Origin of the sequence: Vibrio crassostreae 9ZC13, from assembly GCF_000272045.2 — a bacterium.
Taxonomy (GTDB): domain Bacteria; phylum Pseudomonadota; class Gammaproteobacteria; order Enterobacterales; family Vibrionaceae; genus Vibrio; species Vibrio crassostreae_C.
In genome coordinates, this window is sequence record NZ_AJYZ02000019.1 from 1,201,861 (window position 1) to 1,215,667 (window position 13,807).

At 44.7% G+C, this 13,807-nt stretch carries 13 protein-coding genes; 4 read left to right on the forward strand and 9 right to left on the reverse strand.

Annotated features, from left to right (window positions below):
• The coding region (locus A136_RS06520) for a PTS fructose transporter subunit IIB (protein ID WP_032546877.1) at positions 1-357 on the forward strand (357 nt) is incomplete at its 5' end.
• A 159-nt stretch (positions 358-516) separates the two neighbouring features.
• Here the strand turns inward: A136_RS06520 and A136_RS06525 are convergent.
• From A136_RS06525 to A136_RS06560, 8 genes are all read right to left on the reverse strand, one after another.
• Complete coding sequence (locus A136_RS06525) at positions 517-1,653, reverse strand: ABC transporter ATP-binding protein (protein ID WP_017064948.1); 1,137 nt, start codon at positions 1,651-1,653, stop codon at positions 517-519.
• 56 nt (positions 1,654-1,709) lie between these two features.
• A complete protein-coding gene (locus tag A136_RS06530; protein WP_017064949.1) occupies positions 1,710-2,444 on the reverse strand; it encodes an HAD family hydrolase in 735 nt (244 codons plus the stop codon).
• Positions 2,434-3,903, reverse strand: a complete 1,470-nt coding sequence (locus A136_RS06535) for a CehA/McbA family metallohydrolase (RefSeq protein ID WP_017064950.1) — start codon at positions 3,901-3,903, stop codon at positions 2,434-2,436. The genes A136_RS06530 and A136_RS06535 overlap by 11 nt, the downstream gene beginning before the upstream one ends.
• A 105-nt stretch (positions 3,904-4,008) precedes the next feature.
• Entirely contained in the window at positions 4,009-5,289 is a 1,281-nt protein-coding gene (locus A136_RS06540) for an extracellular solute-binding protein (protein WP_017064951.1), read from the reverse strand.
• A 6-nt stretch (positions 5,290-5,295) separates the two neighbouring features.
• Positions 5,296-6,243, reverse strand: coding sequence for a carbohydrate ABC transporter permease (locus A136_RS06545; RefSeq protein WP_017064952.1), 948 nt, complete (start codon positions 6,241-6,243; stop codon positions 5,296-5,298).
• A 23-nt stretch (positions 6,244-6,266) separates the two neighbouring features.
• On the reverse strand, positions 6,267-7,151 hold the full coding sequence (locus A136_RS06550) for a carbohydrate ABC transporter permease (protein ID WP_017064953.1): 885 nt from the start codon (positions 7,149-7,151) through the stop codon (positions 6,267-6,269).
• 84 nt (positions 7,152-7,235) lie between these two features.
• On the reverse strand, positions 7,236-8,138 hold the full coding sequence (locus tag A136_RS06555; RefSeq protein WP_017064954.1) for a LysR substrate-binding domain-containing protein: 903 nt from the start codon (positions 8,136-8,138) through the stop codon (positions 7,236-7,238).
• A gap of 170 nt (positions 8,139-8,308) precedes the next feature.
• Positions 8,309-9,934: an ABC transporter substrate-binding protein gene (locus A136_RS06560; protein WP_017064955.1), complete on the reverse strand. Its 1,626-nt coding sequence runs from the start codon at positions 9,932-9,934 to the stop codon at positions 8,309-8,311.
• A 173-nt stretch (positions 9,935-10,107) separates the two neighbouring features.
• Between A136_RS06560 and mpaA the strand changes: the two genes are divergently transcribed.
• From mpaA to A136_RS06575, 3 genes are all read left to right on the forward strand, one after another.
• Positions 10,108-10,815: a murein tripeptide amidase MpaA gene (mpaA, locus tag A136_RS06565; RefSeq protein ID WP_069601585.1), complete on the forward strand. Its 708-nt coding sequence runs from the start codon at positions 10,108-10,110 to the stop codon at positions 10,813-10,815.
• 468 nt (positions 10,816-11,283) lie between these two features.
• Positions 11,284-12,261, forward strand: coding sequence for a retron St85 family effector protein (locus A136_RS06570; protein ID WP_017064957.1), 978 nt, complete (start codon positions 11,284-11,286; stop codon positions 12,259-12,261).
• Positions 12,258-13,202 carry a retron St85 family RNA-directed DNA polymerase gene (locus tag A136_RS06575; protein WP_017064958.1) on the forward strand — a complete coding sequence of 315 codons (945 nt, stop codon included), beginning with the start codon at positions 12,258-12,260 and terminating at the stop codon, positions 13,200-13,202. The genes A136_RS06570 and A136_RS06575 overlap by 4 nt, the downstream gene beginning before the upstream one ends.
• A gap of 347 nt (positions 13,203-13,549) precedes the next feature.
• Here A136_RS06575 and A136_RS06580 read toward each other — a convergent pair.
• The coding region (locus tag A136_RS06580) for a DMT family transporter (RefSeq protein WP_017064959.1) at positions 13,550-13,807 on the reverse strand (258 nt) is incomplete at its 5' end.

The window sequence follows — 13,807 nt, forward strand, 5'->3', positions numbered from 1 at the left end:
ACAGAAGAAGACATGGTTGAAGCGCCAGTACAAGCTCAAGCCGCTCCTGCAGCAGGCGAAGGCGAGTACGACATCGTAGCTGTAACATGTTGCCCTTCTGGTGTTGCACACACCTTCATGGCGGCGAAAGCACTAGAAAAAGCAGGTGCGGCAGCGGGTCTGAAAATCAAAGTAGAAACTCAAGGTCAAAACGGTATTCAGAACCGCATCACCGACCTAGATGTGGCGAACGCGAAGCTGGTTATCTTGGCTCACGATATTCAAGTGAAAGACGCTCACCGCTTTGCTAACGCGAACGTGATTGAGTGTTCAACCAAGGAAGCAATGAAGAAAGCCGCGACTATGGTGGCTATCTAAAACCTAAGATTATTTAAAACCAAAGGTTATCTAAATAATCAATAAATTAGTGAATGTTCACTATTGATAAAGTAACTACCCCTAGTAACTAAAATCCCCATTCGTCTAGTCAACGAATGGGGATTTCTTTTTACAAAACAACTCGTAGGATCAACAGAATCAGCTCTTAGGATCGAGCGTCTCTTCGGTTTCTAAATCGAACAGGTGACATTGGCTGGTGTTGAAATGCAGCACCGTTTCTTCACCACTGTTTGCCGTGCGATCCGCATCAAAAGGCACGCGAGCCACCAGCTTATCTGCACCGAGTTTAAAGTAGAGATACAGCTCATTACCCATCGACTCAACCACATCAAGCCTGTGCGTTTGAGTATTCACTTCCGCCAGCGGCGCATCGTGATTAGCCAGTTGAATGTGCTCTGGACGAACACCAAACCATACCCACTCACCCATCTTTTCACGAGCGATAATCTGCTTGTCTTGTGGCAGTGTCCAACGAGTCCCACTTTCAGAGACCACGTTCATCACGCCATCAATCTCATCCAATCTCACCTTGAGAAGATTCATCGCTGGCGAACCAATAAAGCCTGCGACAAACTTGTTTGCTGGGTACTGATAAAGGTTCATTGGCGTATCGACTTGCATAATCTCACCTTGATTCAACACACAGATGCGATCGCCAAGGGTCATGGCTTCCACCTGATCGTGTGTCACATAGATCATGGTGGCGTTCTGCCCTTCTTGCTTCAGGTTATTGTGCAGCTGTGCAATGCTGACACGAGTCGAAACACGCAGCTTGGCATCCAAGTTAGACAAGGGCTCGTCAAACAAAAACACATCTGGCTTACGCACCATCGCACGGCCAAGCGCCACACGCTGCCTTTGACCACCCGACATTTCACCCGGCTTATTATTTAGCAGGTGTTCGATATCGAGAGTCTTGGCTGCATCTTCAATTCGCTCATTGATTTCATGCTTTGGCAGCTTCTGTTGCTTCAGGCCAAAAGCCATGTTTTCGTACACCGACATGTGCGGATAAAGCGCGTAGTTCTGAAACACCATCGAGATACCACGATCTTTAGGTGGCAATTCGTTTACACGCTTATCGCCAATGTAGACATCGCCTTCTGAGATATCTTCAAGGCCTGCGATCATGCGAAGTGTCGTAGATTTTGCGCAGCCAGACGGCCCAACAAACACCATGAACTCACCTTCGCGAATATTCAGATCGACACCGTGCACAGCCTTAAAACCATTTGGGTAGGTTTTTTCTACCCCTCTCAGTGTGACTTCAGCCATAACCTGTCCTTAAATCAATTCGTTAAATACTATCTTTGCAATCTGTCGTGGACGTTTTAGCCACGTTCTTGCAGTTGGTTGAGCTCAAAATGGGCGACTGATGCGATAACCAGATCCGCCACTGGCTCTAACTCGCTGTGTTGTGCAGTCCCCGTCAGAACACCGACATTGCTTGCGCCTGCATTGCGGCCAAATTCCATATCCGAAACCGTGTCACCAAACATGATCACCTCATGAGGCTCAATACCGCATTGTTCACAGAAGGCATTGAGCAGTGCTGGCGCTGGTTTAGGTTCGATATCACCATCTGAGTAACCGACATAATCAAACATCTCGCTCAAACCCGATTGCTCTAGTGTGTAGATGGTTGAGTCTTTGGTGTCTGCGGTCGCGATGCCTAAAATCATGCCTTGCTGCTTAAACAGGCCAAGCTTTTCAGCCACACCTGGTAGTGCTTCAATCCAGCTTGGGTTCTCTTCCACTTCGTCATTGAAAGCGGCTTTGGTCACCTTAGTGAACTCAGCGAGCGAGACATTAGGTTGCAGCATGTTGAACCACGCTGTTGCGGTATCTTCCACTGGGTTTGAGGCTAATAGTCCATAGTTATCAACCACATCACCTTCCACGCCGATAGCCAAGAGTAACTCAGCAGGTGTGACAGTTTGATTACCCTGATGCTGGTCACTGTAAGATTTCACACGCTCACAAGCACCACGAGAAACGTTAAGCCACATCTTGTGGAACTCTATCAATGTGCCGTCTTTATCAAATAACATCGCCTTAAACTTCATCACGGCTCATTCGCTCCATTAGTTCTCCCCAAGTACGCACTAGGGGTTGGTTAAATTCTGGTTGTTTGCCGTCGAATACGGCATTGATGCAGCCTTCAAACTCACGTTCGTCACATGCAGATTGAGTGCTGTTGATTAATGCAGAAGAAAGTTCTCCACGACGGATATCCACTCGGCACCAACGGTAGCCTTCATCAATATGGATACTTTGCAGCTCATCATTCAGAGCGATTCGTTCAACAATCTCGCCATCCACCACGCACTCAGCGTAGTAAAGGTTTTCTGAATCAGTGACAGCGATACGATAAGTGAGAGCCTGCCCTTGAGAGTCGTTGCCCGGCAGCAAATCACCTAAGTTGATGTCAAACTTCAGGCCACAGCGGCGCTCTAGGTAAACCTGCCCATTACGCAAACCAGACAAGATGCCTTCGCCGCTCAAACCATGGCTGTAAACGAAAGTTGATGGGTCACCGTAGATAGAAGGTTCATCCGATTTTGGATTGCGTTCATGGGGTTCAAGGTGTGAATCACTGCCGCCAATCGCCGTAATGCGTTGGCCACAATTCCACATTTCATTGAGAACCAATAACGCCTCTTCGGTCGCTTTTGGCGAGGTCGACCACGTTGGGTCACAACACACTTCAAACGTAGACACTTGGCTAAGATCCACTTGATCGTAATGCCAATGCCACGGCTTCATCATCGGGTGATTAATGCCAAGGGAACTGTGTCCACTTTTAGCTAAGTTCAATCCTGCTTCCATCGTCGCTTGGCTGCTGTGCTCAACGTCTCTAAGGTCTAAAGACTTAACCGGGCCATGCACATTAAAATGCCCGAGATCGGTCGTGACTTCTAACGCTGGTAAAAACAAACATTGGTTTGATACAGGCAGCTTAGGCTGGCAGATGTTGTGCTCGGTGAAGAAGAAGAAATCGAGCACTTGTGATTCAACAATATCTTTGGCCGCGGCCAAGGTATTGTGACCATCAGAAAGCTGAGTGTGAGCGTGTAAATCGCCGCGATACCAACGAGAATCAGAACTCAGCATATGGCTGTAATCAAACTCGATATCGTGATCACTTGTCACCGTTGGAGTCAGTTCTAACTCAGCATCGCTATTAACTGCCTCATCAGAGCAAAGTACATCGACTTGATACTGCATCGCACGCTCGGTGCGAAACTCACCTTCAAGATTGTAAAGTTCTAAGAACCAATCACCTGATGGAATCGCAGCATCAATCGCACCTAAACCAGAGTTTTTCGGTTGGATAGAGAGTGACTTGTGCGCCTTTTCAAATAGCACTTTGCCACGAAATGCTTGGTTGGCATCATACGCCGCTGCGTACAAGAATCCTTTTTTCACCGTTGTGCCGGTAATAATTACGCTGTGAGAACCTGTTGGCACATCAAAGGGGATACGTACTCTGCCAAACGGCAGCTCACCTTGAAATTGGGTCATTGTCTTCACCAAATTCGTCCTAATTGAAGGACTGGGTCAAAAAGAGGCCCACCCGAATAGATGGGCCTTGATGCGTGCAAAGATAGTGTTAATCCACTTTGCAGATTAAGAACGATTCGCTCGATCTAGTGCACGTTGTGCTTTTTTAGCCGCTTGTTTTAGCGCTTTGTCAGCCGGCACGTTTTGGATTTGAATTTGGTCCGCAGCTACTTTCAGCGCATCCATGATCTTACCGTTGGTAGGGTCAAGGAAATCTTTGGTCGCCGTGTTTGCTTGCTTCAACGGAATCAGAGCTTGTGGGTTGTCTTTGGTGAACGCTTGGTATTCTGGAACTTCAGAAACACTGTTGCGCACAGGGATGTAGCCCGTAAACATCGACCATGCTGCCGTGTTTTTCGCGTTGGTGTAGAACTCAACAAACTCAAATGCACCTTTCGCTGCTGCTTCGTCTGTACCTTTTGGCATTACATAAACCAGCGCACCCGCTTGTGGTGCAGAAGGGTTTGAGCCCCAACCCGGTTGTGTGGTTGCCGAAAGCTTAGTGAAGTCCAAGTCACCTTGGTCACCCGATGAACCTGTATAACCCAGTGCGTTGTCTTTCATCACGTCATCAATGGTTTTATACCAGTATTCCCAGCCTTGACCACCGTAGTGAATTCGCATGATTTGATCATCATGGATCCACTTACGGAAGCTGTCCCACACCTCAACCCACTCAGGAGAGTCAATCAGCACTTTCTTACCGTCATCACTGATGATCTTAGCGCCGTTAGAGAAAGCCGCGTCAATCATGTTGCCCTGACCCCACATCGGCTCCCAGCCGTAGAAAGTCACGTTGCCTTTCTCGTCACGCTGTGTGACTTTCTCAGCGACCTTAGCCACACCTTGCCATGTGTTTAGGTCTTGCTCGGTAAAGCCGTTATCTGCCAATACTTGCTTGTTGTAGTAGAACACTTGAGTTGTACCGTAAGCAGGTAGACCAATGATGGTGCCATCGTCTGCCGTCACTTGATCTTTAAACGCGCCAATGAAATCAGAGAAGTTGAACTCTTCATCCATAAACGGCGTTAGGTCACGGCTCAGACCACGCCCGTGCATCGCTTCCGCACGACCTGAATCTAATAGCACAAGTTCAGGTGCCGTTTTCGACGCTAAACCAGCTTGCAGCTTCTGGTAGGTTTCCGTGTAGTTACCTTGCAATGCGGGCTTCACCACATACTCATCTTGGCTCGCGTTGAACTCTTCGATGAGCTTAGTCATCATTTGCTGTGGCTTAGTACCACCGGAATACCAAAAGTTAACTTCGGTTGCGGCAAGAACACTGCTAGAGAACATAGACGCGCTTGCTGCGCCAGCACACACTAGTGCGAGAGTTTTTAGTTTCATTTCCGTTTACTCTTTTACGCCGTTATCGGCGATACCTGAAAGAATCGTCTTTTGACAAATGACGAATAGAATTAACAAAGGCAATACTGCAATGGTGCTCGCCGCCATAATTTGCGACCAGTTCAACCCATAGTTACCTTCGGCAATAAAGTAGTGACGAATACCAGTAGCAATCAGATTTAGATCCTGAGTCGTAATCACCAGGCTTGGCCACATGTAGCTGTTGTAATTGGTAATAAAAGTGATGAGGAACAGTGTTGCGACTGCTGCTCGGCATTGCGGTAAGATGATTGTCCATAAGATCTTGAGCTCACCTGCACCATCAATTCGTGCCGCTTCAATCAGCGACGGGTGCACCTTGATAAACACTTGGCGTAGATAGAACACACCGAAAACCGACGCCGCGTTCGACGCCACTAGCCCCATGTGCGAATCCAACAAACCCAGTTTTGCTAAGGTGATATAAGACGGAATGTAAGTCACCGCGCCCGGCAGCATGTAACAACCCATCACGATGAAATAGAGCACCGTCTTTGAGCGAAACTTCAGCTGAGTCAGCGCATATGCAAACATCGCCGAATTCACAATCACCAAAAACGTAGTGAACAAAGCCACGCTAAAACTGTTGAAGATGTACAAGCCAAACGGCGCGCTGTGAAAGGTTTCGACAAAGGTTTCCCAGCGGAATTGCTCTGGAATCAAATCCAGTGGGTTAGCAAAGATCTCATCGTTGCTTTTCAGTGAACCAGACAACATCCACAAGAACGGGAACACCATAATGGTTCCGCACGTTGCCAAGAACAGGTGCTTAGCCAGTGCGAGGAACGAACGGCGATCCACTGAAATCTTCTTTGACGCAACCTCTGATTTGGTCGCTTTGGTTTGTGCTATAACTTTGGCTTTCGCTGCGCTCTGGTTTAATACTTGATTGGCATCCAATACTTGCGTGGTCATAATTCTGTCCTTTCAAAAATCGACTAGTAGTACACCCAGCGCTTGCCGATGTAGGTATTAATAAGTGCCAGCAATCCAGTAATCAGGAATATCACTAACGATGTCGCGGCCGCAGGTCCCATTTCGTAACGTTCAAACGCTTGTTGGTAGAACAAGTACAGCAAGGTACGTGTCTCACCACCCGGCCCGCCCTGCGTTAGGATCTGGAACTGATCGAACGCCTGCATTGCCGTAATAATGTTGACCACCACTAAGAAGAAAGTGGTTGGTGAAATCAGTGGAAGCGTAATCTTCAAAAAGCGCGTTAAGCTGCTGCAGCCATCAATCAAAGAAGCCTCATACAGTGACTCTGGAATCTTGTTGAGTGCACTGATGTAGAACAGCATCGTCCAACCAATCGCCTGCCACACCGTCACGATAATCACCGCAATCAAAGCCGTGTTTCCGTTCTCTAACCATGGAATCGCGCTAAACCCTGCCGACTCCAGTAAGTGGTTTGCCAAGCCCGATTTGGTCTCGAACACCCAAGACCACACGATCGAAACTGCTACCGTTGGCGTAATCCAAGGAGAGAAGATCACCGCACGATAAAACTGGCTGCCCTTGAAATTTTTGTGCAGCAGCATCGCAAACACAAGGCCAAGAATAATGGTGGGAATCACCACACCCACAGAGAACCAAAACGTATTGAGCATCGCTTGGATGAACTCGTAATCCTCAACCATGTACTCGTAATTTTCTAAGCCGATGAACGAATAATCTGGCGAGATGTAATCCCAATCGGTGAAGCTGATGTAAATCGAATAACCAAATGGTACGAGCCAAAAAGTAAACAGTGGCACCAACAACGGTGCAGTAAATAGCAGTACCTTTAAGCGGTTTTTCATTGGTTCTGAGAAAGCACTCATGGTGACCTCGTCCTTATTTGTATGCGGTTAAATTAAGGGGTTTGTGTGACAGGTTAGTAAGAGCGCCCTTCATTTTTTTTATGGCTACTCATTAGAAAACCTTTCTTCCAGTTCACCGTCTTCCATCTGGTGATAAAGCCAATCACAAAAGAAATTCACCTTGGCACTGCGTCGGTGTTTAGTAATCAAATAGTGGGCAGATTCAGCAGGCATTGAGGACTCTGTCGCCAGAACCAGATCGTTTTTCTCTAACAGCTCAGACACCGCAAGCGAACGCACCAACAACACGCCAATGCCATGTTTGACCGCTTCTAAGGCGTGCAAAGAATTACTCACCTCCAATAACACCTTCGGTAGGGTCATCTCGAATTGGTTGTGACTCAACCATTGCAGCCAGTTCTCTCGGTAGCCTTTTACTTGCACGGTCGGCAGAGCAGAAAAATCATGCTCAACCAAGGAGTCTTGATATTGGTTTTTAAAGTCTGGGCTACACACCAACTGCCAATGCTCTTGAAAGAGTCGCTCACTATGAGTGTCTTCGCTTTCGACCTTGCCATTGGTCAGTTCAATATCGACATTCTGACAAGGGTTGGTTGATGGCCAGTCCACCAGCTGAATATCGAGCCTGATAAAAGGGTATTTTTGATAAAAAGATGGCAAGCGAGGCAGCAGCCAGTTATGGCAAAAGGTGTGATTAACGCGCAGGCTCAACACGTCGGTTTCTTTTTCCCCGAAGAGGATTTGAGTCTGTAATTTCAGGTGTGCTAATGAACCCGCAACAATCGGTTGATAGTGCTGGGCAGCTGACGTCAGCTTTACGCCTTTGGAGCTTCGCTCAAACAATGTGGTATCGAGAAAGGTTTCTAAACTTTTAAGCTGCTGACTCACCGCAGCTTGGGTAACACAAAGCTCGCGCGCAGCAGCGCCAATAGAACCGAGGCGGGCAACAGCTTCGAACGCAACAAGGGCACGTAGAGGGGGTAACATGGCTTCACCTGATTGAAATAAAAGTGAAAAATACTTCAATCAGGTTTCAGTTTTTTGCGCTTACCGTTACAGATTAATGACGAAGGGACGTTGATCAGATATTTATGATCAACGTCCCTTTTCTTTATTTCATGTTCTTAGCGGTGTGTCGCCGCGTGAATCAAACGCAATTACTCTTTGATGTAGAGATCCTTAGAATAGATACGCCCTTCTACATTGTTCTTCGCAAAACCACCAACACTTGGTCGTACTAGACGAGCCTGCATGTAGTAGTAAATTGGCGCGATCGGCATGTCTTCTGCCAGTAACTGTTCTGCCTGGTCGTAGAAACCTTGGCGATCTTGTTCGCTGGTTGCGGCTAGTGCGCTATCCATTGCTGCGTCGTACTTTTCATTGTTGTAGCGAGCAAAGTTACCTGAAGAGCCAGAACGCAATAGGCTCAAGAAGGTTGATGCTTCATTGTAGTCACCACACCAAGAGGCGCGCATCACATCAAAATCACCTTGGCGACGCGATACCAAGTAAGACTTCCACTCTTGGTTTTCTAGTTCAACTTGTGCGCCTAAGTTGCCTTTCAGCATTGATGCAATCGCCACTGCAATCGACTTGTTCGATTCGCTGGTGTTGTAAAGCAGTTTGAAATCCAACGGGTTAGACGCATCGTAGCCCGCTTCTTTCAGCAGCTCTTTTGCTTTTTGATCACGTTCCTTTTGAGTCCAAGTACTGTATTCAGGTTGTGTCGCATCAAAACCAGCCGTGTACTCATGAGCAAAGGTATAAGCCGGTAAGTTGCCCACCTGAGTCACACCATTGGTGATAACGTCACGCATCATAGAATAAGAGACAGCTTTACGTACTCGCGCATCATCAAAAGGTGGTCGCGTAGTATTGAATGCGTAGTAGTAAGTACACAACAGAGGCACTGTGGTAAACGCATCTTGATATTTGCTTTTAAGCTGCTGCGCCATGTGTGTAGGCACGTCCGAAGTAATATCGACCTCGCCCACCGCATAACGGTTAATCGAGGCATTCTGATTCTCAAACGGAATATAAGTTACTTCGGTTAAGTGGGTATCTGAACTGTCCCAGTACGTCGGGTTCTTCTTAAGCTCAATACGCTCGTTCACCACCCACTCGTCCAACACAAATGCGCCATTACCAACAAATTGCTTAGGATCGCTCCACGGCTTATCGCTGTTTTCTAGCGTTGCCTTGTGAACGGGCATCATTGAAGTGTGACCTGTCATCGCCACAAAGTATGGCACTTTGCTATCGAGTTCGAATTTCACCGTGTGTTTATCGACTGCAGAGATACCTAACTCTTCAACGGGCTTTTTGCCTTCGGCTACGTCAGCGATATTGTTGATTTGAGTAAGCTTTAGGTACCACACATTTGGCGATGCCGTTTTAGGGTCTACCACGCGTCTTATCGCATACACGAAATCATCGGCCGTCACCGGATCGCCATTCGACCACTGCGCGTCTTTACGTAGGTGGAATACAAACGTCTGGTTGTCTTCGGTTTCCCAAGACTCCGCGACACCTGGGGTGATATTGCCATCGCGATCTTGAATCACTAAACCTTCAAATAGGTCACGTAGAATGTGCATTTCCGGCAAGCCTTCTGCTTTCGCAGGGTCAAGCGTCGCTGCTTCTGCATCGTTAGCACGAACTAAATGTTGGTCTTTTGCCAGTGAAACACCGGCAGGTAAGGTTTCAGCAACGGCAGTCACTGATATAAAAGGGGTCAATAAAGATGAAATGAGTAAAGCCGTTGAATGTTTTTTAAAATCCATGTTTGTTTGCTCTCCTAGCCTATCTTTGAAGCAAGTAATAAAATTAACAATGCGACGGTTGACGAGTTTTGACGCTATGGTTTATTTAAAGGGGTTCATCTAATGGACTTAGTTAATGATTAATATAGCCAATAGTGAATACTTGATAGTACTTGATCAATCAGGAGATTAAGGTGAGTTTAATTCCAAGAACGGAAAGAGCTGCGTTTTCGATAAAGCCGCTGTCATATGGAAAATCGGTGTTGGGTGCGCCTTTGCTCTATTTCCCCGCACAAGTAGAAAGCGAATCTCGCGGGCTGATTTTAGCAGGCACACACGGCGATGAAACCGCTTCAATCGCAGGTTTGTCTTGCGCCCTAAGAAGCTTGCCAGCGGCCAACTTGAGACACGATGTGATCCTGTCGATGAACCCAGATGGCAATCAATTAGGCACTCGCGCCAACGCCAACCAAGTCGATCTGAACCGCGCCTTCCCAACTCAAAACTGGACAGAAAACGGCACCGTGTATCGCTGGAGCTCCCACACACCAGTCAGAGATGTAAAAGTGAAAACCGGGCAAGCCGAACAACTTGAACCTGAAGTGCAATCGCTCATAAACCTCATCGAACAGCGCCAACCTAAATTCGTCATCTCTTTTCACGAACCACTCGCCATGGTCGATGACCCCGATCGATCAGAACTCACCACTTGGCTAGGTAAGCAATTCAACCTGCCGCTCGTTGAAGACGTCGATTACGAAACCCCAGGCTCATTCGGCACATGGTGTCAGGAAAGAAACCTGCCATGCATTACCGTAGAACTTCCGCCAGTTTCTGCGGATTTAACTATAGAGAAGTATTTGGATGCGTTTGTCGCAGTGTTGGGGTGTGTGGAAGGGTAGACAAACTCGTTTTTGGACAGAAGTTTGTCAGTGACTTTGCTAAATTAGAATGTAACGGATAACTAAAAGTATGGAAAATCGCTAAACGAAGTGTCCAAAACCGCTTTCTTAATGTGACTGTCCTCTTTTTTGTTCTTTTGTGGTATGAGTGATAAGAAGACCATTTAAATATTCATTAAGCAATATATGTAACTTATCACTTATTCAAGCTAAAACATTGAATAAGCTTTTTAGGTGATGTACAATTTTTTTACTCTTTACGCGTGGGATAACGCACAACAGTTTATCCTTGTCGGGCGATTAGCCAGACACTAACTTATTGAAGGTATTTAGGGTTGCGCTAAAGCACTTCTCTAAAGATCCTTCGTTCCTCAGGAGCGTTAGAGAAGTCTTCAGCGCATCCTCTAGGTAGAGAGAACTAAAAACGGCCATCATGGCCGTTTTTTAATTCAAGGGAAACGCTAGCAAATGAACTATGATGATACGCTTATCGAAGAATTTGAGCGTTTCGACTCCTCTAATTTTCACGTAATGTATCACCCGCCCAGAGTCTTTGTCTGTGGTGGAGACTACAATACGGGTCAGCAAGTTCCGGTTAGCATGAGAGATCGTATAATTCAGTATTTTGAGTTAAATGATGACGATGATGAATTTCGCTTATTATCAAAATCTTGTGTTATGGCTGAAGACTTCAAGGACTACTTCAAAGATGGTGCGTACTCAGATTTAATGGAATTTGAGGATGACATTGCAAAAGTATCAACCTTGATCATCATTTGTCTAGAAAGTCCCGGCTCCTTGGTCGAACTTGGTTTGCTTTGCAATAACAGTTCTCTGGCTAAACGCCTTTTGGTGATCGCCCCTCAATCAGAAGTTGAAGCAAAGAACTCTTTCATCTATTTAGGTCCGTTAAGTAGCTTAAGTGAAAGAGACCCTTCATCAGTTTTAATTTACCCTTGGCCAAACAATGAACATAAAGAATATGAGCATATTGATTTAATTGCGGGTGATATCAAAAATAAACTAAGAAGCACTAACAAGACTTCAAAGTTTTATATTAAAAACTCTGCCCATATTGCATTTCTTATACATGACATAGTACAGATATCAAGTCCTATAAAAATCACTGAAATTGAATTAGCCTTAGCCTCTATTGATATTAATGTTAATGAGAAGGTAATTCATCGTTTGTTATTCCTATTAGAAAAAATCAATTTAGTTAAGTTTACAACATATAGTAATGTTAACTATTACTATACATGTAATGATGAAGACAGAAGAGTGAAATTTGGAAGAGCAAAAGATAGCTCTAAACGAGATGAAAGCTCTATAAAAATGGCGATAAGAAAATCGTTTATTCTTGATGATAATGAATCATCTAAAAAGAGAAGACTTGCTCTAAAACAAATTAACACTATCAAGAAGGCTCTAGAGGACGCGCAATGAATATTATTAAAAGTATTAGCGAAGATTTATTGATGCCAGAAAAAGAGTTGCTAAGTTTTTCTTCAACAGCCCCTAGACGATACAAAAAATATACTATTGCTAAAAGAAATAGCGATGAAAGAAGATTAATTGCACATCCATCAAAAGAAGTTAAATTTTTACAGCGGTTGCTAGTTACCTATATGGAGGATAAGCTACCTATTCATGATAGCGCTAGCGCATATGTAAAACAAAAAGGTATCAAATCAAACGCTTTAGCCCATAAAGATAACCAATATTTACTAAAAATGGATTTCAAGAACTTTTTCTTATCTATAACACCAGATATTTTAATAGAGCAAATGCTATCTTTTGGTATAGAGCTAGATAATCGTAATGTCGAGTTTATATCAGGGATGTTATTCTGGAAGTTAAGAAGAAATAGTCCTTTAAGATTAAGTATTGGCGCCCCAAGCTCACCATTCATATCAAATGTTATTATGTATAACTTTGATAGCCTCATAGAAAAAGAATGCAAGGGTATGGGGATAATTTATACCAGATACGCTGATGACCTAGCATTTAGCACCAATACTAAAGGTACTCTATTTGAAATGCCCAAGTTGGTTAAAAATACGCTAAAAAAACTATATGGTTCTAAAATTAGAGTAAACACAAAGAAAACTGTTTTTTCATCTAAGAAGTTTAATAGACATATTACTGGGATAACTTTAACCAATAATAATTTATTATCCGTTGGCCGAAAAAAGAAAAGACACATATCGTCTCTTGTTCATAAATATACACTTGAATTGCTGTCTGATGAAGAAACACTACAACTTAAAGGATTGTTATCTCATGTGAGCAATATTGAACCTTTGTTTATTGGTAGGCTGTCAAATAAATATGGCGTTGATGTAATGACTGGTTTAGCACCAAGTAAGTTCTTAACAGAAAATTAAATATTTATACACCTCTAAGAAAGTTAAATTAAGAGTTAACTTTCTATTAATTTTTCAAAACATAATATCTATAGTTATAAGTCAATGTTTAAACTAGCTCGCTTTTCTCTACTACATGACAATGTAGCAGAGAAAATGAGCCACCAAGCGCAGTGCGGCAGCTATGCGAAGTTAAAACAACGCTCCTACTTGAGAAAAGAGTCCAGATAACCGATTAGACTGAGTAGGGATGTATAATGTCTCTAACAGCCGCGTTCAGATAACTTTTTGTAGGGCAAATATATATTAATAGAATATATATGAGCTTTTACTTTAGATGATTTCGGGGCAGAAACGAGTTAGACCTCCTAATGACTCACCGACGTCGAAAACAAGTTAATAATCACAACACCTGCCAGAATCAAAGCGATACCGATGATCGCGAAGATATCGAGTTTTTGCCCGTAGACCAGCCAAGACAATGCTGCGACTAATACAATCCCTGCCCCACACCAAATCGCATACGCCACACCCAAAGACATGGTTTGTACTGTGAGAGATAACAGATAGAAAGCGCAGCCGTAGCTAGCCAATACCGCAACAGTGGCCGGGAAAGAAGGAAAATG